This window comes from Mycobacterium sp. NGS39 (assembly GCF_059812765.1).
In genome coordinates this window covers 176,370-199,529 of sequence record NZ_JCALDH010000002.1, presented here as the reverse complement: position 1 = coordinate 199,529, position 23,160 = coordinate 176,370, and the positions used below count along the sequence as shown (strand labels likewise).

Annotated in this window: 21 protein-coding genes; 7 read left to right on the top strand and 14 right to left on the bottom strand. The window is 66.0% G+C overall.

The genetic code is table 11. The features are described 5' to 3' along the window. Window positions 1-5: 5 nt before the first annotated feature. The 12 genes from AC5Y39_RS03335 to AC5Y39_RS03280 all read right to left on the bottom strand — a co-directional run bounded on the left by AC5Y39_RS03335 (window position 6) and on the right by AC5Y39_RS03280 (window position 14,583). Entirely contained in the window at window positions 6-1,670 is a 1,665-nt protein-coding gene (locus AC5Y39_RS03335; protein WP_500015239.1) for an MCE family protein, read from the bottom strand. Continuing rightward, window positions 1,670-2,998, bottom strand: coding sequence for an MCE family protein (locus AC5Y39_RS03330; RefSeq protein WP_500015241.1), 1,329 nt, complete (start codon window positions 2,996-2,998; stop codon window positions 1,670-1,672). The genes AC5Y39_RS03335 and AC5Y39_RS03330 overlap by 1 nt, the downstream gene beginning before the upstream one ends. Next, the gene (locus tag AC5Y39_RS03325) at window positions 2,995-4,416 is read right to left on the bottom strand and encodes an MCE family protein (RefSeq protein WP_500015242.1); all 1,422 of its coding nucleotides are present in this window, start codon (window positions 4,414-4,416) and stop codon (window positions 2,995-2,997) included. The genes AC5Y39_RS03330 and AC5Y39_RS03325 overlap by 4 nt, the downstream gene beginning before the upstream one ends. Continuing rightward, complete coding sequence (locus AC5Y39_RS03320) at window positions 4,413-5,513, bottom strand: MCE family protein (RefSeq protein ID WP_499909318.1); 1,101 nt, start codon at window positions 5,511-5,513, stop codon at window positions 4,413-4,415. The genes AC5Y39_RS03325 and AC5Y39_RS03320 overlap by 4 nt, the downstream gene beginning before the upstream one ends. Next, on the bottom strand, window positions 5,513-6,547 hold the full coding sequence (locus AC5Y39_RS03315) for an MCE family protein (protein ID WP_500048138.1): 1,035 nt from the start codon (window positions 6,545-6,547) through the stop codon (window positions 5,513-5,515). The genes AC5Y39_RS03320 and AC5Y39_RS03315 overlap by 1 nt, the downstream gene beginning before the upstream one ends. Beyond that, window positions 6,544-7,731 carry an MCE family protein gene (locus AC5Y39_RS03310; RefSeq protein WP_500015246.1) on the bottom strand — a complete coding sequence of 396 codons (1,188 nt, stop codon included), beginning with the start codon at window positions 7,729-7,731 and terminating at the stop codon, window positions 6,544-6,546. The genes AC5Y39_RS03315 and AC5Y39_RS03310 overlap by 4 nt, the downstream gene beginning before the upstream one ends. Window positions 7,732-7,743: 12 nt before the next feature. Beyond that, window positions 7,744-8,598: an MlaE family ABC transporter permease gene (locus AC5Y39_RS03305; protein ID WP_499948701.1), complete on the bottom strand. Its 855-nt coding sequence runs from the start codon at window positions 8,596-8,598 to the stop codon at window positions 7,744-7,746. A 13-nt stretch (window positions 8,599-8,611) separates the two neighbouring features. After that, window positions 8,612-9,424 carry an MlaE family ABC transporter permease gene (locus tag AC5Y39_RS03300; RefSeq protein WP_500015248.1) on the bottom strand — a complete coding sequence of 271 codons (813 nt, stop codon included), beginning with the start codon at window positions 9,422-9,424 and terminating at the stop codon, window positions 8,612-8,614. Further along, on the bottom strand, window positions 9,424-10,584 hold the full coding sequence (locus AC5Y39_RS03295; protein ID WP_500015250.1) for a thiolase C-terminal domain-containing protein: 1,161 nt from the start codon (window positions 10,582-10,584) through the stop codon (window positions 9,424-9,426). Before AC5Y39_RS03295 ends, AC5Y39_RS03300 begins: the two co-directional genes overlap by 1 nt. Before the next feature lie 94 nt (window positions 10,585-10,678). Continuing rightward, a complete protein-coding gene (locus AC5Y39_RS03290) occupies window positions 10,679-11,854 on the bottom strand; it encodes a Zn-ribbon domain-containing OB-fold protein (protein WP_500015251.1) in 1,176 nt (391 codons plus the stop codon). Between the two features lie 12 nt (window positions 11,855-11,866). Then, a complete protein-coding gene (locus AC5Y39_RS03285; RefSeq protein WP_500015253.1) occupies window positions 11,867-13,075 on the bottom strand; it encodes a CaiB/BaiF CoA transferase family protein in 1,209 nt (402 codons plus the stop codon). Then, a complete protein-coding gene (locus tag AC5Y39_RS03280; RefSeq protein WP_500015255.1) occupies window positions 13,072-14,583 on the bottom strand; it encodes an aldehyde dehydrogenase family protein in 1,512 nt (503 codons plus the stop codon). The genes AC5Y39_RS03285 and AC5Y39_RS03280 overlap by 4 nt, the downstream gene beginning before the upstream one ends. A 276-nt stretch (window positions 14,584-14,859) precedes the next feature. Here AC5Y39_RS03280 and AC5Y39_RS03275 point away from each other — a divergent pair, with 276 nt between their 5' ends. From AC5Y39_RS03275 to AC5Y39_RS03255, 5 genes are all read left to right on the top strand, one after another. Next, window positions 14,860-15,564: an SDR family NAD(P)-dependent oxidoreductase gene (locus tag AC5Y39_RS03275; protein WP_500015257.1), complete on the top strand. Its 705-nt coding sequence runs from the start codon at window positions 14,860-14,862 to the stop codon at window positions 15,562-15,564. Between the two features lie 27 nt (window positions 15,565-15,591). Beyond that, window positions 15,592-16,452: a mycofactocin-coupled SDR family oxidoreductase gene (locus tag AC5Y39_RS03270; RefSeq protein ID WP_500015259.1), complete on the top strand. Its 861-nt coding sequence runs from the start codon at window positions 15,592-15,594 to the stop codon at window positions 16,450-16,452. A gap of 8 nt (window positions 16,453-16,460) precedes the next feature. Next, entirely contained in the window at window positions 16,461-16,655 is a 195-nt protein-coding gene (locus AC5Y39_RS03265; protein ID WP_499908961.1) for a ferredoxin, read from the top strand. Window positions 16,656-16,675: 20 nt separating this feature from the next. Further along, window positions 16,676-18,046: a cytochrome P450 gene (locus AC5Y39_RS03260; protein WP_500015261.1), complete on the top strand. Its 1,371-nt coding sequence runs from the start codon at window positions 16,676-16,678 to the stop codon at window positions 18,044-18,046. A 119-nt stretch (window positions 18,047-18,165) separates the two neighbouring features. Then, window positions 18,166-18,423, top strand: a complete 258-nt coding sequence (locus tag AC5Y39_RS03255) for a hypothetical protein (protein ID WP_500015263.1) — start codon at window positions 18,166-18,168, stop codon at window positions 18,421-18,423. Window positions 18,424-18,435: 12 nt separating this feature from the next. Here the strand turns inward: AC5Y39_RS03255 and AC5Y39_RS03250 are convergent, their stop codons facing one another. Together AC5Y39_RS03250 and AC5Y39_RS03245 are read right to left on the bottom strand one after the other, a co-directional pair. After that, complete coding sequence (locus tag AC5Y39_RS03250; protein WP_500015265.1) at window positions 18,436-19,623, bottom strand: acyl-CoA dehydrogenase family protein; 1,188 nt, start codon at window positions 19,621-19,623, stop codon at window positions 18,436-18,438. Beyond that, the gene (locus AC5Y39_RS03245; protein ID WP_500015267.1) at window positions 19,607-20,608 is read right to left on the bottom strand and encodes an acyl-CoA dehydrogenase family protein; all 1,002 of its coding nucleotides are present in this window, start codon (window positions 20,606-20,608) and stop codon (window positions 19,607-19,609) included. The genes AC5Y39_RS03250 and AC5Y39_RS03245 overlap by 17 nt, the downstream gene beginning before the upstream one ends. Window positions 20,609-20,897: 289 nt before the next feature. On the opposite strand from AC5Y39_RS03245, the gene AC5Y39_RS03240 reads away from it, so the two are divergent. Together AC5Y39_RS03240 and AC5Y39_RS03235 are read left to right on the top strand one after the other, a co-directional pair. After that, the gene (locus AC5Y39_RS03240) at window positions 20,898-21,986 is read left to right on the top strand and encodes an amidohydrolase family protein (RefSeq protein ID WP_500015269.1); all 1,089 of its coding nucleotides are present in this window, start codon (window positions 20,898-20,900) and stop codon (window positions 21,984-21,986) included. A 30-nt stretch (window positions 21,987-22,016) separates the two neighbouring features. After that, window positions 22,017-23,159, top strand: a complete 1,143-nt coding sequence (locus tag AC5Y39_RS03235) for an amidohydrolase family protein (RefSeq protein WP_500015271.1) — start codon at window positions 22,017-22,019, stop codon at window positions 23,157-23,159. Window position 23,160: the final 1 nt, after the last annotated feature.

The window sequence follows — 23,160 nt, the reverse complement described above, 5'->3', positions numbered from 1 at the left end:
CGGCTCTACTTCGGCAGCATGTCCTGCCACGTCTTCGGCGGCGTCGCCGACGCCGACGTCCCCACGCCCAGTTGCTGATACATCTGTCCGTCCGGGGAGAAGTAGCGCCCGGTGCGCGGATCATATTGCGCCACAGCGGCTGTCGGCGCGGCAGTGGGTCCGTCCGATGCGCTGGGAGCGGCCTGCGGCACAGCGCCGTCCGGCACGGGGCCAGGAGGCGGACCGTGCGGTGTCACCGCACCGGAATCGGGCGGCACCGAATCAGCAGCTGGCGCAAGCGGATTCGATGTTGGAGGAGCCGGATTCTGGACGGCACCGGCCGGCGGCACGGGTGGCGGCGCCGCGGGTGGCCCGACACCCGGCGGCAGCGGTGTTCCCTGCACCGGCGCGAATATCTGATCACCGAATGTGGCCCGGTCGTCGAGCGGAACCCCTTGAGACACGATGTTGGGATCGAACGGGTAGGGCCCGAGCGAATGCTGCCGCATGGCCAGCGGCTTGAAAGGCTCCGGGCTGCGGCACATTTCGACGGTGGGCGCGCGCTTACCCGGAACCTCCATGCACGGTGCGTTGCGGGCACCGCGGACCGCTATCGGCGAATCCTGCGGAAGCTTGCAGTACAACCCGTCCGGGGTGTCGAGGGTTGTGGTGTCCGCTGGACTCCGCCACAGGCTCGGCGGCAGGAAGCCGACTGTGCAGGGCGGCGGGTCGCTGATGTCGATCGCGAAGTCGCCCAGCGCCCATCCCGTCTGGTTCTTCGACGGCGCGACGGCCTGGATGCCCGCGACGTCCGGCGGAAGGATCACCAGAAGTTGTTCCACCCCAGCGTGATACACCACGAGGATTTGGCTGATGGTCTTCAAGTTGGCCAGCAGCACCGGCAAGGTCGGCTTGATCTGTGACAGCAGCGCCGAGGCTTCGTCGAACGCGCCCGGCCCCTTGCGCAGCACGGTGCGGATCTGCGGGTCGTCGGTGACGAGCTGCTGAGTGATTCCCGACAGGCTTCGTGACCACAGCTTGATCGAGTCGCTGGTCTGGGCCTGACTGTCGAGCAGCGGACCCGCGTCGTTGTAGAGGTCACGGGTGTTGTCGCCGACGCGGTTCAGATCGCCGGAGAGCTTGGCCGACGAGTCGGCGAGCGAGCTGAGGTCATAGCCCGCGCCGTTGAAGCCCTTGAACGTCTCGTCGAGCAATGCGCTGATCTTGTCCCTCGGAATGCTCTTGAGCAGTTCGCTGAGCTGATCGATCATCGGACCGACGTCCTGCGGAATCGTCGTGTCGCTCTTGGCGATCACCGAACCGTTGTGCAGGTAAGGGCCCGAGTCGGTGCGCGGGCGCAGCTCGACATACTGCTCGCCCACCGCCGAGATGCTGCGCACCTGCGCCTCGAGGTTGGCGGGGATCTTCGGCGACGTGTTGAGCGACATCACGGCTTTCGCGCCGTCTCGAGTCAGCTCCACGGAGGTGACCTTGCCGACCTCCACGCCTCGGTAGGTGACGTTGCTGAAGCGGTACAGGCCGCCCGCCGCGGGCAGCTCCAGCGTGACCGACATACGACCGATGCCCAGCAGGGTCGGCGCTTGGATGTAGAAGAAGACCATTGCCAGCACGCCGACGATCGACGCGATCGTGAAGATCGTCAGCTGGATTCGGACAAAACGCGTGAGCATCAGCTACCCATATCCATTTGCGATGGCAGGAAAGGCGTTTCGGCCGCGGGCGCGGCATCCGGTGTCGGAGGCGTCCCGCCAGGTGGCACCGCACCCGGCGACGTCAACGGAGCCGGCGCGGCAGCGGGCGGTGCCTGCGGCGCGGCGGCCTGTGTGACCGGTGCGCGCGGCACGCCGGGCGGGGTGTCCGGCTGCGGCGGAGCGAGGCCGGCGCTCAACGCGGTGTTCACCGGGTTGACCGGGTCGAACATGTCCCGCATGAAGTACGGCTCGCCGGGTGCCGGCGGCAGCACCGCGCCCGGCTCCCCCCAGCGCGTGCCGAGAAGCAAGCCGCGCTTCAAGCGTTCCCGCGAAATGTCGAACACCGCAAATAGATTGGCGTAGTCCCCGCGGACAGCTCGGTCGATCAGGTCCTGGCTGTACGGGAAGTGGGGAATATAGGCGAGAGCGGCAGCGAGATCGGGTCCGACATCGGCGAGCGAGCGGAAGATCGGCTCGAGGTTTTGCAGATTGCGGATCAAATAGGCCTGGCTGTCGTTGACGAGTTGCGTGGTGGTGTCGCTGAACGTGCCGAGCTTCTCCAACGCGGTGGTGATGTTCGGCCGTTCTTTGACCAGCACGTCCAGCGCCGGCGGTATCTTCTTCAGCGCGTCGGTGATCACGTCGCGTTGGCCGGCGAACGTGTTGGCAAGCCGGTTCAGCGACTGAATCGACGCGATGATGTTGTCGCGCTGTTCGTCCAGCGTGCCCACGAATTGGTCGAGCCGGGTGAGCAGGTCGCGGATCTTTTCCTGACGCCCGGACAACGCAGCGTTGAAGTTGTGGATGATGTCGCCGAGCTGTGACAGGCCGCCGGTGTTGAGCACCAGTGACAGCGACGACAAGGTCTGCTCGGTCGACGGGTACGTCGACGACTTGCTCAGCGGGATCGTCGACCCCGGTTCCAGCCGCCCGCGCGGCGGCTCACCGAGCGGTGGAGACAACTGCAAATGCATCGAGCCGAGCAGGCTGGTCTGTCCGACGCTCGCCACCGCGTTGGCGGGCACCACCACGTCCGGCCGCACCGACACCTCGACATTGGCGTGCCACCCCTGCACGCTCATCTTGCCGACGCTGCCGACCACCACGTCGTCGATCAACACGGGCGAATTCGACTCGAGCGTCCCGACATTCGCGATCTCGACGTGGTAGGTCTTCGCGTCCGGGCCCCTGCCGACGGCTCCGGGCAACGGCAGCGAGTTCACGCCTTGGAACGAACATCCGGTGACCGCCGACGCCGCGCAGGCGGCGACGACGACGGCTCGGCGCAAGCGATTCCGGCGAGTCATGACGGCGGCCTTTCGGCGGGCAACAGCAAGTCGGGCAGGCTCGGTCCAGGAGCAGCCGGCGCATTCCCCGGAGCTGGCGTGTTCGGCGGCGGCGGAGGCCCCGCCGCTTCGGTGGGCGCCGGGTACGAGACGCCAGGGATGCGCGCCGGCGGTGGCGGCGGCGGCGCGGCAGGCGGATAGTCGCCCTGCAGGCCGGTGTACGCCGACACGGCGGGCGGCATCTCCGGCGGCCCCGGCTTCGGCCCTTCGCCACCCGGCGCCAGTCGCGGCTCGGAATATTCCACCCGGCCAGGCGAATACGCGGGCATCAGGAACGGGTTGATCGGAAGCGGATTGTTGTTGGCGTTGAGCAACCGCAGTGCCGGCCCGAGGTACTGCTCGCACAGTTTCGTCGTCTCCGTCGATGTGACGTTTTCGACGGCTCCCGCCATTCCGCAGTATTGCCACACCGGGTTGGTGAGCAACGGGTTCAGCACGGGCGCACCCACCTGGCTTCCCGTGTCCGGGTTGTAGATGTGGTAGAAGTTCGAGAACGCGGTCGGCGCCAGATGCAGGATGTTCTGGATGTCCATCTGATGGTCGACCAGCGTCTGCGTGACGTTGGCGAGGCGCTGTACTTGTTCGCTGGTCTGGTTGCGGGTGCCGGCGATGAAGCGCTGCACTTCGCCCACCGCGACGGAAAGATCCGACACTGCGGCGTCCAGATCGGACCGGTTGTCATCGATGACGCTGGTGAGCGTGGCAAGGCGGTTCTCGAACTGCACGATCTGAGTGTTGCTGTCGCGCAACGCACTGACGAAGATCTGCAAATTCTTGATGATGTCGGCGATGTTGCCGCTGCCGTCGGCCAGGACGCGGGCCACACCGGAAAGCTGCGCGATGGCTTGCCGGAGCTTGTCGCCGTTGCCGGCCAGCGCGTCGGCGGCGCTGTCGATGAAATGGGCGACGGCGGGAGTCGACGCGTTGGCGTTCGGGCCCAATTCTGTTGCGAGCCGCTTCAACTGCTCTTTGACTTCGTCCCACTCGACCGGCACGGCAGTGCGCTCCAGCGGGATCACCGCGCCGTCGGCCATCTGCGGGCCCTTCGACTTGTACGCCGGTGCCAGTTGTACGTAGCGCGCCGCCACCAGGTTCTGCGCGACGATCACCGCTTTGGCGTCGGCCGGGATCGGCACACCGCGGTCGACGTGCATCACCATCTTGGTTCGCGTGCCCGCCGGTTCGATCGCCGCGATGCTGCCGACCTTGACGCCGGAGACCCGCACGTCGTCACCGGGATAGATGGCCGTGGCGGTCGTGAAATACGCAGTGATGGTCTTGGGTTTGAAGAACGTCTGGCGCACGACGAAAAACCCTGCGGCAACGAGCAAGCCGACGAGCACGATCGTCACGCCGGTCAGAAGGCGCCTTCTTGTCATCGGCCCGGCCCCCACTGCTCATACGGCTGCGGAATCCCGTTGTACGGGAAGGGGAGTTCGGCTCGCGGCCCCGCGTTGTCCGGCGGCTGTCCCACGTCGACACCGCGCCGGAACCCGAAGATGTAGTCCATGAAGGGCTGAAGCAGCTGCGGCAGGCTCAGGTTCGGGATGAATGCGTTGTAGTAGAACCCGTTGGCCACCGCTTCGCCCTGGGTGATCTGGTATTTTTTCAGCCCCGGTAGCGCTTGGGCGAGGTTGTCGCGGTTCTTCTCGAGCATCGCCGTCACCCGATTCAGCCGCTCCAGCGTGGGCGCCAGCTCGGCTTCGTTGTCGTGGACCAATCCGGTCAGTTGCTGCGACACCGCAGACGTGTTGGCCAGCAGTGAAACGATCGCATTGCGCCGTTCGACGAGCACAGCCAGCAAGCTGTTGGCGTCGAGCAGCAGCGCGTTGATCTGTTGGCTGCGCTCGGACAGGATTCCGGTGACATTGGTTGCGCTCTTGAGCAATTCACGCAGGGACTGGTTGCGGTCGTTGATCGACCTCGACAATCGGGACACCCCGTCGAACGCCGGTCCGAGCTGCGGCGCGATCTGATCGAGCGTGGCGGCCAGCGTGTCCAGCGACTGATTGAGGTTTTCGGTGTTGGTGCCTGACACGTTCGTGGTGAGATCGCTGACCGCGTCGGTCAGCGAGTACGGGGAGCCGGTCCGGGACGTGGGAATCACATCCATGGCCCGCAGTCGCCCGTTGCCGGCGGATTCCAAGGTCAGCACCCGCTCACCGAGCAGGGTTCCGGTTCTGATGTGGGCGGTGGTGTCGTCGCCGAGCTGGATGCGGGCGGGAACGTTGAAGGTCACCAGCGCTTCGCCGTTCTTCAGCTCGATGGCCGACACCGTTCCGACCTTGACGCCCGACACGGTCACGGGATTGCCCTTGGCAAGACCGCCGGCTTCGGTGAACAGCGCCTGGTAGCGCAACGACGAGGCTATCGACTTGAGTTGTTCGGGCTGAAGACCGACGACGATCACGAGCACGATCAGCACCACGCCGAGAAATCCGGCGCGAATGAGTTTGCCTCCGCGGTATTTCTGCATCAGCGCTCCGCACACCGTCCGCTGGTCTGCATGACCCACGGGAAAAACACCGGCCGGCTCGTCGGGTCAGTGGTGGTGGCGCGGAAGAACACTCCGCAGAGGCAGTAGTTGTACCAACCACCGTAGGATCCGAGCCGCACCAACTTGCGGTAGTTCTCAGGCATCTTCTGGATGTTCGCGTCGAGGATGTCCTTGCCGTCGTCGAGTAACGGCGCTAGCCGGTTCAGCTGGTCGACCGTGCCGGCCAGCGGTGGGCGTGCATTGGTCAGCAGGTCGGCGATCGATGCAGTTCCGTTGTCCAGCTGCACAATTGCGTCACCGATCGGGTCGCGGTCTTGCGAGAGCCCGCTGACCAGTTTCTGGAGTCGGTCGAGCGTGTCCTTGAACTGGTTGCCGTTCTGGTCGAGCGTGTGGATGGTGGTGTTGAGGTTGTCGATCAGCTGCTGAATCACCTCGGTGTTGTCGGCCAACGCATTCGAGAACGACGACGTCTTCGAGAACAGCGATTCCAGTGTGCCGCCCTGGCCCTGGAAGATCTGGATGAGCGACTGCGTCAACGAGTTGACGTCTTGGGCGTTCAATCCCTGGATCACCGGTTTGAGGCCGCCGAGCAACAGGTCGAGGTCCAGTGCGCCTGCCGTCCGGTCGACCGCGATCTGGGAGCCGGCGGACATGATCTTGGTGGACCCGGGCCCGTCAGCGAGCTCGAGGTAGCGGTCGCCGACGAGATTGAGGTAGCGCACCATCGCACGGGTGCCGTTGGTGAGCTTGACGCTGCGGTCGGCGTCGAACTTCACGAGGACCTTCTTGTCTTCGCGCAGCGACACCTCGCCGACGGTGCCGACCCGGATGCCCGCAATGCGCACCGTGTCCCCCGGCTTCAGCCGCGACACGTCGGTGAACACCGCGGAATATTCGTTCGTCGCGCCGGTCCGGTACTGGCCGAAGATGAAGAACAGCGACGCGGTCAAAAGGATCATCACCACGGAGAAGATGACCAACTTGACCAGCGTGCCGCGCCATCCGCCCCTCATCCGGGCATTCCGATCTGTGCGGTGTTGCGCGGCGGCCCCGCGATCGGTCCGTACAACAGCTGCTTGAGACCGTCGGAGTTGAGCAGGATTCCGGGGTTTCCGTACTCCACAGGGTTGGCGCCGTCGTCCATGATCAAGAAGTTCGGCTGGGTGTCCTTCGGCACGTTGGGCAGCGTCATGCAGTGGGGCCCGCCCGTCGCGGCCACCTTCGGCAGATTGGTCGGGTAGCGATAGCGCTCGATGCCCAGCGTGAGACCCACCGACACGACGATGCCCGGCAGCGGCAACGGCGGCTGGTGCGTGATGACACCGATGCCCTGCAGCGTGCAGGTCAGCCCCGGGTTGTACTCGTTGAGCAGGTCGGTGGTCGGGATCAGGGTGTGCAGGACATCGGTCAGGGTTTGCCGGTTGGTGCCGATGACGTCGTTTCCGATGTCCGCCAAGCCGATCGCGCTGACCAGAAACGCGTCGAGGTTGTTCTGCTCGTCGACGATCGAGTCGCTGATGCGCGTCGCGTTGCGGGCGGTGTCGAGAAGGTCGGGGGCGGCGTCGGCGTAGGTGTCGAACACCTGCGGTGCCATTTGCAGATCGTGGCGCAGCCCGTCGAGGCTCGGGTAGGTCTTGGCCAGGAAATCGTCGAGATCGCTCAGCATTTGGCCGATCTTCTCGCCGCGGCCGTTCAACGCCGTCGCGAGTGCACCCAGTGTCTCGTTAAGCTTTTCGGGCTGGATGCTCGACAGCAGCTTCGACAGTTGCTCGAACACCGTGTTGATTTCGACGGTGACGTTCTTCGCGTCGAGCACCGCACCTGGCTTGATCGTCTCCGCTTCCGGGTTTTTCGGTGCAACCAGCTGCACATACTTCGCACCGAAGACCGTGGTCGACGCGACGTTGACGAGCACGTTGCGCGGAATGTACTTCAGCGCACCAGGGTCCATCGCCAGGTGGAGGACAGCGTGACCGTCGGCACGCTCTTCGATCGATTCCACCTTGCCGACCTGCACGCCCCGCATCTTGACCTTGGCGTCTGGGTTCATCACCAGCCCGGCGCGGGGCGAAACCACCGTCACCGGAACGGAATTGGTGAATCCGCCGCGAAAGAGGATGATCGCCACGGCCACGACCGCGACCACCAGCAGAACGCTCACCAAGCCCACGAGGGGCCGCGTGACACTGGACTTCATCGACCTCCTCTCTTATCCCGACAGGTTGAAGTTGCCGTTTGAGCCGTAGATCGCCAGCGACACGAGCAGCGTCACCGACACCACCGTGATCAACGACGCTCGCACCGCGTTACCCACGGCCACACCCACTCCGGATGGTCCGCCCTGGGCGAAGTAGCCGAAGTAGGTGTGGACCAACAGGATCGCCAGTGCCATCAAAATGGCCTGAAGGAACGACCACAACAGGTCGATCGGGTTCAAGAACGTCGAGAAGTAATGGTTGTAGAGCCCGGAAGACTGCCCGAAGATCACCACGGTGGTGAACTTGCTCGCGACGAACGACAAGATGACGGCGATCGAGTACAGCGGAACCACGGCGATCATCCCGGCGACGATCCGCGTGCTGACCAGATATTCGACGGACCGAATTCCCATGGACTCCAGTGCGTCGACTTCCTCGTTGATCCGCATCGCGCCCAGCTGCGCGGTCACGCCGGCGCCGAACGTTGCGGCCAAGCCGATCCCGGCGACGACGGGCGCGGAAATGCGGACGTTGATGAACGCCGCCAGAAAGCCGGTCAGTGCCTCGATGCCGATGTTGCCCAGCGAGCTGTAGCCCTGCACGGCCAGCGTGCCACCTGCGGCCAGCGTCAAGAAGCCGACTATCACCACGGTGCCGCCGATCAGCGCCAATGTGCCTGCGCCCATGCTGATCTCGGCGATCAACCGGATGATTTCACGGCGGAAGTGCAGCGTCGCGTGCGGAGTGCCGGCGATCGCCTTGCCGTAGAACAAAGTGTGATCGCCGATGCGGCCGAGCGTGGTGACCGGCCGCTTGAACTGGTCGAGGGCCCGGAAAACCCGGGGATAGGTGGCGCGCAGCGTCATCGCCTGTCCCCCATCACTTCACCGTCGCCCGGATGCCGATCGCGGTGACGACCACGTTCACGACGAACAGCGCCATGAACGCGTAGACGACGGTTTCGTTGACGGCGTTGCCGACGGCTTTGGCGCCACCGCCGGTGATGATCAGTCCGCGGTAGCACGCGACCAGTCCGGCGATGAGTCCGAACAGCGCGGCCTTGACGCACGAGATGATCACTTCGGGAACGCCGGTGAGCAGCGTGATGCCGGCGGCGAACGCGCCGGGGTTCACGTCCTGGACGAACACCGAGAAGATGTAGCCGCCCAGGATTCCGATGATCACCACGAGGCTGTTGAGCAGCAGCGCCACCAATCCCGCCGCCAGCATCCGGGGCGTCACCAGCCGCTGCACCGGGTTGATGCCCAGCACCTCCATCGCGTCGATCTCTTCGCGAATCGTCCGCGAACCCAGGTCGGCGCACATCGCCGTCGCACCCGCGCCCGCCACGATCAGCACCGTCACCAATGGCCCCACCTGCGTGACGGCGCCGAACGCCGCACCGGCACCGCTCAAATCGGCCGCTCCCAGTTCGCGCAGCAGGATGTTGAGCGTGAAACTCACCAGCACCGTCAGCGGAATCGCCACCATCACCGTCGGCAGGAGCGAGACGCGGGCGACGAACCAGGACTGCTCCAAGAATTCGCGCCACTGGAACGGCCGGCGGAAGATGAACATGATCGCGTCACCGGACATCGCGAAGAACCCGCCGATGGCCTGCGCCGGCTTGGAGCCCCGGCCAAGCGAGATGCCGGTGCTCCAGCGTTCCGGCCCCTTAGTCCTTGTCGCCATCAGATCTGTGGCCCTTCCAGGATCGTCACGGCTGACACCGCTGTGGGCCCACCGATGTTGTGCGCCAACCCAATTCGAGCACCGTCGACCTGATTGACGGCCTCTCCGCGCAGCTGGGCGAAAAGCTCGACGCACTGCGCGACGCCGGTGGCGCCCGGCGGATGCCCCTTCGACTTCAGTCCGCCGCTCGGGTTCACCGGCAGCGGTCCGCTGACGCTGGTGACCTCTGCCTCGACGAGCTTGTACGCGCCGAAGCGGTCGGCGAAGCCCAGGTCTTCGTAGCTCATCAGCTCGATGCCGGTGAAGAAGTCGTGCACTTCGGCCACGTCCACGTCCGCCGGCGTGAGCCCGGCCATCCCGAATGCCTGCTTCGCGGCGCGCACCGTGGCGGGGAACGTGGTCATGTCGGTCTTGTGCTGATGCATCACCGAATCTAGGCCCAGCCCGACGCCGCGGATCCAGACAGGCCGGTCGGTGAACCGGTCGACCACGTCCTCGGCGGCCAGCACCAGCGCCGCAGCACCGTCGCTTTGGGGCGCGCAGTCGTAGAGCCCGAACGGGGTCACGATCGTCGGCGCGGCGAGAGCCTGCTCCATCGTGATCTCGAACTGCAGCCGCGCCTTGGGGTTGTTCGCGCCGTGCCGATGGTTCTTGACCGCGACCATCGCCATGTGCTCCTTCGTCGCGGGCGACTCGTGCAGATAGCGCGCCACGTGCAACGCGAATCCGGCGGGCGACACCAGTCCCAGCGGGTAGTCCCAGGCCATGTCGCGCGCCATGGCTTCCCACTCCCACACCATGTCCTTGGTCGAGGTCTCGCGGATCTTGTCCGCGCCCATCACGAGCGCGACGTCGCACGCACCGGACGCGACCCCGAACAGCGCATTGCGCACTGCGTCGTTGCCTGTCGCGCACGAGTTCTCCACCCGCGTGACGGGCAGGTCCGGCAAACCCAGGGTGTCGGCGAGGATGCCGGAGGGGAAGCCGTCGGGAGTGCCCATCGCACCGAACCAGGCGGCCCCGAGATCAGACTTGTCGATGCCGTTGTCGACACTCGCCGCGCACTCGGCGAACGCCATCGGCAACAAATCTTTGATGCCGAGCGCAAAGTGCTCGGCGAAGGGAGTCATGCCAGCGCCGACGATGGCTACCTTCCGCATGCCGTCCCCTCCTGCGCCTTCCGGCAATGGCTGGCATGCGTCGCCTCGGCGATGTCAGGCTCAGCCACTTTCTCAAGCGTCAACAGAGTATGACTCACGCCACACTCGTTTCGGGTTCGAATGCATATCCGTAATCAGGAACCCCAGATCTGACCGCCACCCGGCGCAGCGCGAGCCGGCCGCGATCACCGATGCCGACGGTTCCGGGCTCGGCGCCGGTCACCTTCACCAGCGCGCGCACCCCCACACCGTCGAGTTCGACGATCACCAGCGAATACGGAGCCTTGAGGCCAGGAACCGGGATGTGCACGGTTGTCTCGGTGTAGACGGTGCCGGTGCGGGGCAGCGGCACGCGTTCGTAGCGCGTCTTCAACCGGCCGTCCGGGTCGACGCGGTAGCGGGGCGGGAAGTCGAGGTCGTCGCTGTCGGCAAACTTGCCCGCCTCCCACCGGACCTTGGCTTCGAAGGCCCGCTCGTAGGCCGCAAGCGAGATCGGGATGTCCGCGCCGGGCACCACTGTGCCCGCCGGCATCTCCCGTGCTTCGGGCTCACGCCGATGGGTGGGCGCGCGACCGCCCACGACGGTCAGACCCGACAGGCTGGCCTGCTCGACGGCCACCAACGGCCCTGTCTTGCCGGCTTCAGCCATCGCCGCCAGGGCGAACAGCCCCGCGCTCGCGCCGGTGGTCGGCAGCGGCGCCGGATCGCCGAGGCACAGTTCCGCGGCGGTCGCGTGGTCCACGCCGGCCAGCGCGGCGGGCGTATCCAGCCAGGCCGCGCCGAGGGAGGCGATCAGGCCCCGTTCGTGCAGCAGCCGCGGATCGCCGTAGTCGTGGACGCCGCCGATCGTGTTGCGGGTGCGCACCGGCAGGCTGCGGGCGACCCGGGCGGCCGTCCTCACCCATAGCCCGTTGTCTGCCGTCAGCACCGCGGCGGCCCCGGCCGGCTCGAGGTCCACTCCGATCACCAGCGTCCGCGGACGCGCCGAACTCAGAGCGTCCAGCGCGGCGGGCGCACCACCGAGACGCTCGTCGACTTCGAGCTCGGGGTCCAGGCTCAGACCCGCCAGCAGGACTGCGGCATTGCTGCTTTCCAGCAGGGGCAGGTCGCGGCTGACGATCACCACCCGCTCCACCGCCGCGCTGCCGTCCAGCGCAGCGCGCCCGGCCTCGACCGCGAGCGTGATCGCGTCCTCGTCGTCGCCGGCAACCCGGTGAAGCGACGCTCCCCAACAAGGCAGATAGGTCCCGATCGACGCGACGTACGGCATGGGGCGTCCAGCCTAGGTGACCGCGCCGGCGGTCTTGAGTTCGATGATGCGGTCCCAGTCCAGCCCGAGTTCGGCCAGGATCTCGTCGGTCTGCTCGGCGAACCCCGGTGCCGGCCCGGTTTGCGGCGCCGAGACGTCGAACTGCACCGGGTTGGCGACGAGGTCGAGTTGGCCCGCGCGGACGAGGTATTCGTTGGCGCGCACCTGCGCATCTTCAGCCGCCTGCAGCGTGTCCTGCACCGGCGCCCACGGCCCGGCCAAGGTGGCGAACCGCTGACTCCACTCCACCAGCGGCCGCTTGGACATCGCGGCCTTCAGGATCTCCACTGCTTCAGCGGTATTCGCGGCGATCTGCTCGTCGCCGGCGAAGCGCGGATCGTCGATGTACTCCTCGAGGTCCATGTGCTTGCACACGTCGGCCCAGAACTTCGACGCCTGCATCATCACGAACGAGATGTAGCGCCCGTCGGCCGTCGGGTACACGCCGACGAGCGGGTTGATCGGTGAGCCGTGGATGCCCGGCGGCGGGCTGACCATCAGCTGGCCGAGGTGCTTTGTCAGCGCAACCGTGTGACCCAGCGACCACAGGCCGCTGCCCAGCAGCGAGACGTCGACGATCGACGGCTCGCCGGTGCGCTCACGCTTGAGCAGCGCAGCCGCGATGCCCCCGGCGAGATTGGTGCCGGAGATGGTGTCGCCGTACGCCGGCCCCGGAGGCGCGATCATGCCTTCCATGCCGGGCGGCGTGATGGTCGCCGCGGTGCCGGCGCGACACCAGAACGCGGTCATGTCGTAGCCGCCTTTGACCGATTCCACGCCGCGCGGGCCCAGCGCGCTACCGCGGGCGTAGATGATGTCCGGGTTCACCGCGCGGATGTCGTCGACGTCCATGCCGAACTTCTTGCGGTGTCCCGGCAGGAAGCTGGTCAGGAAAACATCTGCGCGCCTTGCCAATTCGAGCAATACCTCTTTGCCCTCCGGCACGGACATGTCCAGCCCGATGCTGCGCTTGCCGCGGTTGGCGTGTTCGATGTTCGGGTTCGGGTCGCCTTCGACGCGCAGCGGTCCGGTCTGCCGCAGCCCCCGCTGCGGGTCGCCGGTGACCGCGTGCTCGACCTTGATGACGTCGGCGCCCCACTCGGCCAGCACCGCGCCGGCCGACGGGACGAAGCCGTACATCGCGACTTCGAGGACACGGATTCCGTCCAGCGGCTCACTCACTGCTGCACCACCGTGGCGAGCGTCTTGGTCTCCAGGAATTCTTCGAGCCCTTTCGTGCCCATCTCGCGACCGATGCCGCTTTGCTTGTAGCCGCCGAACGGCGCGTCGGGGCTGAAGTAGCTGCCGCCGTTGATCGAGAAGGTGCCGGTGCGGATGCGCCGCGCCAGCGCGATCGCCCTCTCCTCGTTACCGAACACCCCGCCGGACAGCCCGTAGATCGAGTTGTTGGCGATTCGCACCGCGTCATCATCGTCGTCGTAGGCGATCACCACCAGTACCGGCCCGAAGATCTCGTCCTGCGCGATCTCGCTGTCGGGATCGACGTCGGTCAGCAGCGTCGGCTCGTAGAAGTAGCCCGGGCCGTCCACCTTCTTGCCGCCGGTGACCAACGTGGCGCCCGCCGCCACGGCCCGCTGCACCATGGCGTCGACCTTGTCGCGCTGACGCTCGCTGATCAGGGGGCCCATGTAGGTGGCCTCGTCGGCGGGATCGCTGTAGCGCACCATGCCGAGGAAGTTGCGGACCTGCTCGACGATCTCGTCGTGGTGCTTGCGTGGCACCAGCAGCCGCGTGGTGATGGCGCAGCCCTGGCCCGCGTGAGAGGTGATCATGAACGCGGCCATCATCGCGCAGGTGTTGAAGTCGGCGTCGTCGAGGACGATCATCGCCGACTTTCCGCCGAGCTCTAAGAACACCCGCTTGAGGGTGTCGCTGGCCGCGGCCATGATCTTGCGACCGGTCGCTGTGGAGCCGGTGAACGTGACGACGTCGACGTCCGGGTGCGTCGTCAGCACCGCGCCCACCTCCGGGGCCGACGAGCTGAGCACGTTGACCACGCCCGGCGGGATGTCGGTGTGGTTGGCGATCAGCTCGCCGAGCGCCAGCGTGACCAATGGCGTGTCGGGGGCGCCCTTGAGAACCACCGTGCAGCCGGCGGCCAGCGCCGGCGCGAGCTTGGCCAGCGCCAGCTGGTTGGGGTAGTTGTACGCGATGATCGCGGCGACGACGCCGGCAGCCTCTTTCTCCACCCAGCGGTGGTGCTGAGCGCCTCTGCTTTCGATGTTGCCGAGGTCTTCGGTCATCGGATAGGTCTTCAGCAGGTCGCCGTAGTAGCGCACGATGTCGATCGGCTGGTCCAGCTGCGGGCCGGCACACAGCATCTGGGTTGCACCGACCTCGGCGATGGTCAGCGCGGCCAGTTCGTCGCGGTGCTCGACGAGCGCGCGATGCAGCTGCTCGAGGCAGCGGACGCGCAGCTCGACGTTCGTCGACCAGTCCGTGGTGTCGAACGCACGTCGCGCCGCGGCGACGGCGGCCTCTGCGTCGGCAGCGGTGGCGTCGGGCGCATGACCCACCACTGCGCCGGTCGCGGGGTTATAGGAAGGAAAGGTCTTCGCGGCGCCCACCAGCTGCCCGTCGATCAAAAGGTGCCGGTCGGCCGGGCCCGGATCAGAGCTTCCGTTGGCGGACTGCCGAGCGGTGTCAGTCGCCGTGCCCTGTTGCGCCATTCGGCCTCCTAGACCACCTTGATAATTTGGTTCTCATCTGCGGCGAATCATACATTCCGATTCAGAGAACTCAAGCAAGTCGGCCCAACCGTGCGGCGCTGGTCAGAGCGACTGACGGCGGCCGCCCCACCGCTCTGACCAGGCGTGTCGCGCGGTTGCACGCCGGCGATATTTGAGAGTAGTGTTCTCAAAACCGGAAGGGAGATTCTTGTCCACCATGAAGACGGTTGTGCATTTCGCAGCCGCTGGCACTGGAAACGACGGGCTGACTGTGCGATGAGAACCGCTGTCGTCACTGGAGGCGCCTCGGGAATCGGGCAGGCCATCGCCGCGCGCCTGCGTAAAGACGGGCTCGCGGTAGCCACGCTCGATCTGCGCGCACCGGACGATGACGAGTCGGCGTTCACCGCCGATGTCACCGACCGGGTTCAGGTGGACGCCGCGCTCGACGAGATCCGCGGTCAGTTCGGGCCGGTGACGGTTCTGGTCAACGCCGCGGGCATGGACTCGTTCAAGCGCTTCACCGACATCAGCTTCGAGCACTGGCAGCAGATCATCGACGTCAATCTCAACGGCGTCTTCCACTGCATCCAGGCGGTGCTGCCGGACATGATCGAGGCCGGCTGGGGGCGCATCGTCAACATCTCGTCGTCGAGCACTCACTCGGGTGTCCCCTACATGGGCGCCTACGTCGCGGCCAAGTCCGCGGTCAACGGGCTCACCAAGACACTGGCGCTGGAATACGGACCCAGCGGCATCACCGTCAACGCCGTGCCGCCCGGCTTCATCGACACGCCGATGCTGCGCAGCGCCGAAGCTCGCGGCTATCTGGGGGACGTCCAAGAGAACATCAACCGCACGCCGGTGCGGCGCATCGGCAAGCCCGAGGACATCGCCGCCGCATGCGCCTTCCTGGTCTCCGACGAGGCCGGCTACATCACCGGCCAAATCCTGGGCGTCAACGGCGGCCGGAACACCTGACCGATCAGTCGAACGAAAGGACACTCTGTGGGACGCGTTGAAGGCAAAGTCGCATTCGTGACGGGCGCTGCCCGCGGGCAGGGCCGCAGTCACGCGGTTCGCTTGGCCGAAGAGGGCGCCGACATCATCGCCGTGGACATCTGCCACGACATCGAGACAATCGGCTACCCGCTGGCGCAGCCCGAGGACCTCGAGGAGACCGCCCGCCTCATCGAGAAGACCGGCCAAGGCGTGCTGACCGCGCAGGCCGACGTGCGCGATGCCGCTCAGCTGCGCGAGGCGCTGCAGAACGGCTTGACCGAATTCGGCAAGGTGGACATCGTCGTGGCCCAAGCCGGGATCGCCGGGATGAAGGGCGACCCGCCGCTGCAGGCCTGGTGCGACGTCATCAACACGAACTTGATCGGCACCATCAACGCCATCCAGGTCGCCCTGCCGCACCTCAACGAGGGCGCGTCGATCATCGCGACCGGCTCGACGGCTGCGCTGATGGACGTTGCGAAGAAGGACAATCCGGGCGCCGATCCCGGCGGCATGGCATACGTCACCGCCAAGCGGCTGCTGTCGCAGTACGTCCACGACCTCGCCACCGAGGTGGCGCCGCGCGGCATCCGCGCCAACGTCGTCCATCCGACCAACACCAACACCAACATGTTGCAGAGCGAACCGATGTACCGGGCCTTCCGCCCGGATCTCGAACACCCGACGCGCGCGGACGCCGAGCCGGTGTTCGGGGTGCAACAGGCGATGCGCATTCCCTACGTCGAGCCCGAAGACATCAGCAACGCGGTGTTGTGGCTGGCATCCGACGAGGCCCGGTATGTCACCGGCATGCAACTGCGCGTCGACGCGGGCGGCTATCTGAAGTGGTACGACTACCACATTTAGGGGAAGCAGTGAAGGTTTGGGTTGACGGGGACCGCTGTCAGGGCCACACGCTGTGCAAGATGGTCGCCCCGGATGCGTTCGAGCTCAACGACATCGACGGGACGTCGTCGCCGGTTTCGGAGGTCGTGGCACCCGGCCAAGAAGAGCTGGTTCGCGAAGCCGCCCACTCCTGCCCTGAGCAGGCCATCCGCATCGAAGAGTGAACAGCCAAGGGAGACAACGCGTGAGCGTCGACATCGAGAGCGGTAGCGATAGCGATAGCGCGCGCAGGCAGCCCCGCTATCACTTCGACCGCCACACTCCGGATTACCGGTTGCAGTTCGAGAAGATCACCGAGGAGATGCACCAGAAATGCCCGGTGGCCTGGTCGGACACCTATGGCGGGCATTGGGTGGCCGCGGGCAGCAAGGAAGTTTTCGAGCTGGCCCGCTGCCCGGCCGTCTCCAACCATCACGACGTCACCGGTCAGACGCCGTACAAGGGCATCGCGATCCCATATGCCAAGCGCGTCAACGGCATTCGCGGCGGCATGTTGGAGATGGATGATCCGGAGCACCGCCTCTACCGAACGGTGCTGAACCCGTATCTGTCGCCGGCCGCGGTCAAGCGGTGGGAGCCGTTCATCGACGAGATCGTGCGCGCCAGCCTCGACGAGAAGATCGAAGAGGGCCGCATCGACTTCGTCGACGATCTGGCCAACATTGTGCCCGCGGTGCTCACGCTGGCGATGATGGGCATCCCTCTCAAGAAGTGGGCCATCTACAGCGAGCCCACCCACGCTGCGGTGTACACCCCCGAGGACTCCCCGGACATCGACCGTGTGGTCGCCATGCACCGTGAGATGGGGCTGGATCTGCTGACCACCATGATGGAGATCCGTGAGAACCCGCGGCCGGGCTTGGTCAACGCGCTCGTCAACATGCGCATCGACGGCGAGCCGGCACCAGATCTCGAGATCATGGGCATGCTGGGCCTGCTCATCGGCGGCGGCTTCGACACCACCACCGCGCTGACCGCGCACTCGCTGGAATGGCTCTCGCAGCACCCGGATCAGCGCGAGCTGCTGTCCCGCGAACGGGATCGCCTGCTGGACATGGCAACTGAGGAGTTCCTGCGCTACTTCACGCCGGCGCCCGGCGACGGCCGCACGTTCTCGGCCGATGTCGAGGTCGAGGGCACCCACTTCAAAGAAGGCGAGCGGCTGTGGATTTCGTGGGCGATGGCCAACCGCGACCCCGCGGTGTTCCCTGAACCCAATGAGATTCACATGGACCGAAAAGGCAACCGCCACTTCAGCTTTGGCATCGGGGTGCACCGCTGCGCCGGCTCGAACGTGGCGCGCACCGTGTTCAAGGCGATGCTCACCGCCGTGCTCGACCGGATGCCGGACTACCAGTGCGATCCGGAGGGAACCGTGCACTACGACACCATCGGCGTGATCCAGGGCATGCGCCATCTGCCGGCCACCTTCACCCCCGGCCGCAGGCTGGGTCCCGGCCTGGACGAAACGCTGGACAAGCTGCAGCGGATCTGCGACGAGCAGGAATTGGCCCGCCCCATCACCGAACGCAAGGAAGCGGCCGTCATCGTGTGATTTCGGCGCGCAGAGCGACGCTGAACATCGCCTTGCGCGCCGAAATCTGTGAATTACCGTACGGGTGCCTGAGGTTTCGAGTCGGTGCCGTGTGCGTCGACTACGGTCGAATACCGATGATGTCGACGCAATGGAAGAGGATCGCACTCGTTGCATCCGCCGCTGCGCTGGCGGCGATGGGCGTCGCGACGGTCCAGACCGGCTCGGCCGGCATCGGCGCGCCGCACATGGTCGCCAACGGCGACAGCACCATCACCTCACCGCTTCCGGCCACCACGCCTTCGATCGCCAGGGCGGCCCCGCAGGTCAAGGCGACCACGTTCTCCGGTGGCGACTGGCCCGGGCACGGGGCGTTCGGCGAGGACTGGGCCAAGTAGGCAGCCGGCCGCCTATCGTCGCGGCAGCCCGAGAACCTGCTGCGCGATGATGTTGCGCTGGATTTCCGACGTCCCGCCGGCGATCGTGCCGCCGAAGCTGCGGGCGTAGCGCTCGAACCAGCTCGCAAAGTAGTGGTCGAGGTTCATCGGCGCATACGGCCCCGTCAGCGCGGGATGCGTCAGCCCGTCGGATCCAGCCGCGGCCAGCGCATGCTCGAAGCCGCGCTGTTCGGCCTCCGAGCCGAGCAGCTTGAGCACCGACACCGACGCCGTGTCCTGTTCGCCGCGGGCCGCCCGCGCAAGCGCTGCAGAGCCCAACAGCCGAAGGGCGGTGTAGTCCATCACCATCGTGGCGTACTGGTCGCGCTCCAGCGCCGTCTTCGGATGGAAGTCGGTCATCGCGTTGTTGAGGCGGTCCGCGAACCCGAGCCACATCATCGTGCGCTCGTGGCCCAGCGATCCGTTGGCCACCCGCCAGCCCTCGTTGAGTGGACCCACCAGATTCTCGGCGGGAACGCGGGCGTCGGTGAAGAATACTTCGTTGAAGTCGAGGTCGTCCTGGCCGCAGATCGACGCGAACGGCCGGCGCACCACGCCGGGCGTGTCGGTGGGGATCATCAACGCGCTGATTCCCTTGTGCTTGGGCGCATCCGGGTCAGTGCGGACGAATGTCAGCAATACGTCGGCGTCGTGGGCGCCCGACGTCCACACCTTCTGGCCGTTGACCACGAAATAATCGCCGTCGTTGTCGGAAACAAACTCAGCGCGAGTTCGCAGCGAGGCCAGGTCCGAGCCCGCACTCGGCTCGCTCATGCCCAGTGACGCGGTGATCTCGGCTCGCAGTATCGGCACCGCCCAGCGATGCTTCTGCTCGTCGGTGCCAAACGTAATCAGCGACGCCGCAATGATATTCACACCCTGCGGGTTGAAGCTGTGGTAGATCCGCCGTCGGCACAGCTCCTCGAGATGCACATACTGTTGCAGCACCGTGGCGTTGCGGCCACCGAACTCGGGCGGTTGCCCGGGCAGCAGCCAGCCGTTGTCGAACAGCAGCCGCTGCCAGCGGCGCGCCCACTGCGGCATGTGCGATACCGACCGCGGCCGCTCCAATGTCTCTGCCTCAGAAGGCAAATGCTCGTCGAGGAAGGCGCGGAACTCGGCGCGGAACTCCTCGACGTCGGGATCAAAAGTCAGCTGCACGGTACTCCTCGGCGATCGTCGCTCGGTGCTCGGCTGCGCCGCCGAGCATCAGCTCGCCGGCCTTGGCCCGCTTGAGCGCGAACTGCAGGTCGTTCTCCCACGTGAAACCCATTGCGCCGAATGACTGCAAGCCTTGCCGGAATACCAGGGACTGGCATTCGCCCGCGGACGCCTTCGCCATCGCCGCCGCGAGCCGACGCCGCGGATCGTCGGCCGCGATCGTCAGCGCGGCGAAATAGGCCAGCGCCCGGGCACGTTCGATCGCGACGTGCATGTCGGCACACTTGTGTTGCATGGCTTGGAAGGAGCCGATGGGCACCCCGAATTGATGACGGTCACGTACGTGGACCAGCACCATGTCGAGGATGCGCTGACACGCGCCCACCATCGTCATCGCCATCCCGGTGAGTGCGACGTGGCGTGACCGCTCGAAATCGGCGTCACCGACACGTGCGCTCTCGGGCACTCGAAGCCCGGCGAAAGCGACATCGGCGACATGCAGCACCGGGTCGAACACCGGCGTGCGGCGCGCCGTCACGTCGCCCGCGTTGACGAGGAACACGCCGGCAGCGGTCACCACCGCCAATCGTTCGGCGCGGTCGCCGTCGAGTACATGGCGCGCGGTGCCGTCCAGCACCCAGCCGTCGGCGTCGCGGTGGGCGGTCACTCCTGCGAACACCGCCGCGCCCGACTGATGGGGGTCGAAACGGTCGCCGGCCAGCGGCGCGAACTGCGTCATCGTCGCCAAGAACGGCGTCGGGTCGGTGGCGCGGCCCAGCTCCTCGACAACGATTGCCAATTCGACTGCGTTTTCCGGATCGTTCATCTCGGTCCAGCCGGCGTCGACGTACGCCTTCCACACCGGAGTCGGATCAGTGCCCTGCTCGGCGACGCTGCGCACCAGTGCCGGCGGACACTGCTTGGCCACGGCGTTGCGCACAGTGTCTTGCCATAGCTTTTGGTCGGCGTCGAACTCCAGAAGCATTCGAGGTCTCCTCAGGCCGGGTCGACTTCGCGGCGAGAATATCATTCTCACCAGTGAAAGGGCCAATCTCCCGAGCGTCTCGGACGTTCACCAGCGCCCCGTCGCGTCGACGACCTTGGTCTGCCCTCGAATCCAGCTTTCCGGCCATCCGCCCTGAGAACCGAATTCTTGCCGCCGAAGAATTCGGCTTTACACTGTGAACGTGAAGTGTAGTGTGCCGAAATAATGATTAGGTTCGCTAGCAGGTAGGGCTTGGGCCGCCGGATGGCGCCACTAAGGACGAGATCTCGTGATTGAACACCGCGACGGCAACCGCACCCCGCTGATCGACGCGAGCGTGCACATCTTCTGCCGGTCGAACTCGGATCTGCGGGGATTTCTGCGGGAGCCGTACCGCAGTCGCGGCTTTCCCGACTACGAGATGGATTGGTACGGCGCTCCGGGGGGCGAATACGCGAAAGGCACGAAGGGCCCGAACGGGCAGTACCCCGGCTCTGATCCCGACGTGGTCGCCGAGCACCTCTTCGCTGACCGCCATGTGGATGTCGCAGTCCTGCACCCGATGACGCGGGGCATCATGCCCGACCGCCACCTCGGTACGGCGATCGCGGCAGCGCACAACGAGATGCTGGTGTCGCGCTGGCTGGAGCACGGCGAGTTCGGCGACCGCTTCCGCGGCACCATCCGCGTCAATCCGGACGACATCGCCGGCGCACTGCGCGAGATCGCCCGATACAAGGACCATCCCCGCGTTGTGCAGATCGGGATTCCGCTGCAGTCGCGCGAGCTCTACGGCAAGCCTCAGTTCTGGCCGCTCTGGGAAGCCGCGGTCGACGCGAATCTCCCTGTGGCCGTTCACATCGAGGTGGGTTCGGGGGTTGCTGCCGCACCGACGCCGTCGGGCAACACCCGCACCTACGAGCAGTACCTCGGGTTCATGGCGCTGAACTACCTGTACCACCTGATGAACATGATCGCCGAGGGCGTGTTCGAGCGGATGCCGCAGCTGAAGTTCGTGTGGGCCGACGGCGCCGCAGACATGTTGACGCCGTTCATCTGGCGGATGGACTGCTTCGGCAGGCCGCATCTCGAGCAGACGCCGTGGGCACCGCAGATGCCGAGCGACTATCTGCCCGGCCACGTGTACTTCGTGCAGGGCAGTCTCGACGGGCCCGGTGACACCGAGTTCGCCGGCGAGTGGTTCGCCTTCACCGGCAAAGAGGACATGGTGATGTTCGGCTCCAGCTATCCGCACTGGCACCTCGGCGAGCTGACGGTGCCCAGCAGCTACACCGTCGAGCAGCGCGACAAGTTGTGCTGGCGCAACGCCGCGAGCCTGTACGGCATAGACGTCGGCGCCGGTCTCGGCGCACAGTAGAGGTAGAGCTTTGCAATCAAGGGAGACGCGATGACGGTCACGACGACAGAGCGCAAGCCAGCGGCCGAGCGCATCGCTGTGCGGTGCGTCGACTCCGACGTCCATCCGGTTCCCCGCCGCGGTGATCTGGTCAACTACATCCCCGAGCCGTGGCGCAGCAAGTACTTCCTCACCCGCCGCGTCGGTGAGCTCATCTACTACGACGCACCCGACTACGCGCACGCCTACGCCATGCGGGTGGACACCTTCCCGCCCGACGGTGAATTCCCCGGCAGCGACCCGGATCTCGCGTTCAAGCAGCTGATCATGGAGGCCGGGGCCGACATCGCCGTGCTGGAACCCGCCGCCTACTCGGCGCGGATCTCCGAGGCCAACACCGCAATGTCGAGCGCACTCAACGACTGGCAGGCCAACCACTGGCTCGACGCTCACAACAACTGGCACGAGCGGTGGCGCGGATCCATCTGCGTCGCGATCGAAGAACCCGAAGCAGCCGCCCGGGAGATCGAGCGCTGGGCCGGGCATCCCTACATGGCGCAGATCTTGATCAAGGCCGAGCCGCGTCCGTCATGGGGACACCCGAAGTATGACCCGCTGTGGGCCGCGGCCACCAAGCACGACATCACAGTCAGTTGCCACCTGTCGCGCAGCCACCACGAGGAGCTGCCGATGCCTCCGGTGGGCATGCCCAGCTACAACCACGACTTCATGGTCACCTACTCCCTGCTGGCGGCGAACCAGGTCATGAGCCTGATCTTCGACGGTGTCTTCGACCGGTTCCCGACGCTGCGAATTGTCCTGGTGGAGCACGCCTACACCTGGATCCTGCCGCTGATGTGGCGGATGGACGCAATCTACGAGGCCCGCAAGTCCTGGATGGACATCAAGCGCAAGCCCTCCGACTACGTCAAGGACCACATCAAGTTCACCACCCAGCCGCTGGACTATCCGGAGGACAAGACCGAGCTGACGCGGGCGCTGGAGTGGATGGAGTGCGAGAAGATCCTGCTGTTTTCGTCGGACTACCCGCACTGGACCTTCGATGACCCACGCTGGCTGGTCAAGCATCTTCCCGAGCACGCCCGCGAAGCGGTCATGTTCCGCAACGGGATTGCGACGTATCACCTTCCCGAGACGGTTCCGGCCCTCGAGGGCCAGGTGCGGGTGTTCTGAA

Bases quoted from the DNA above. Each gene is read 5' to 3' on its own strand.
- AC5Y39_RS03310 (WP_500015246.1), bottom strand. From the start codon at position 7,731: ATGAAGTCCAGTGTCACGCGGCCCCTCGTGGGCTTGGTGAGCGTTCTG.
- AC5Y39_RS03320 (WP_499909318.1), bottom strand. From the start codon at position 5,513: ATGCAGAAATACCGCGGAGGCAAACTCATTCGCGCCGGATTTCTCGGC.
- AC5Y39_RS03315 (WP_500048138.1), bottom strand. From the start codon at position 6,547: ATGAGGGGCGGATGGCGCGGCACGCTGGTCAAGTTGGTCATCTTCTCC.
- AC5Y39_RS03295 (WP_500015250.1), bottom strand. From the start codon at position 10,584: ATGCGGAAGGTAGCCATCGTCGGCGCTGGCATGACTCCCTTCGCCGAG.
- AC5Y39_RS03275 (WP_500015257.1), top strand. From the start codon at position 14,860: ATGAGAACCGCTGTCGTCACTGGAGGCGCCTCGGGAATCGGGCAGGCC.
- AC5Y39_RS03290 (WP_500015251.1), bottom strand. From the start codon at position 11,854: ATGCCGTACGTCGCGTCGATCGGGACCTATCTGCCTTGTTGGGGAGCG.
- AC5Y39_RS03335 (WP_500015239.1), bottom strand. From the start codon at position 1,670: ATGCTCACGCGTTTTGTCCGAATCCAGCTGACGATCTTCACGATCGCG.
- AC5Y39_RS03305 (WP_499948701.1), bottom strand. From the start codon at position 8,598: ATGACGCTGCGCGCCACCTATCCCCGGGTTTTCCGGGCCCTCGACCAG.
- AC5Y39_RS03330 (WP_500015241.1), bottom strand. From the start codon at position 2,998: ATGACTCGCCGGAATCGCTTGCGCCGAGCCGTCGTCGTCGCCGCCTGC.
- AC5Y39_RS03300 (WP_500015248.1), bottom strand. From the start codon at position 9,424: ATGGCGACAAGGACTAAGGGGCCGGAACGCTGGAGCACCGGCATCTCG.
- AC5Y39_RS03235 (WP_500015271.1), top strand. From the start codon at position 22,017: ATGACGGTCACGACGACAGAGCGCAAGCCAGCGGCCGAGCGCATCGCT.
- AC5Y39_RS03255 (WP_500015263.1), top strand. From the start codon at position 18,166: ATGTCGACGCAATGGAAGAGGATCGCACTCGTTGCATCCGCCGCTGCG.
- AC5Y39_RS03280 (WP_500015255.1), bottom strand. From the start codon at position 14,583: ATGGCGCAACAGGGCACGGCGACTGACACCGCTCGGCAGTCCGCCAAC.
- AC5Y39_RS03325 (WP_500015242.1), bottom strand. From the start codon at position 4,416: ATGACAAGAAGGCGCCTTCTGACCGGCGTGACGATCGTGCTCGTCGGC.
- AC5Y39_RS03245 (WP_500015267.1), bottom strand. From the start codon at position 20,608: ATGCTTCTGGAGTTCGACGCCGACCAAAAGCTATGGCAAGACACTGTG.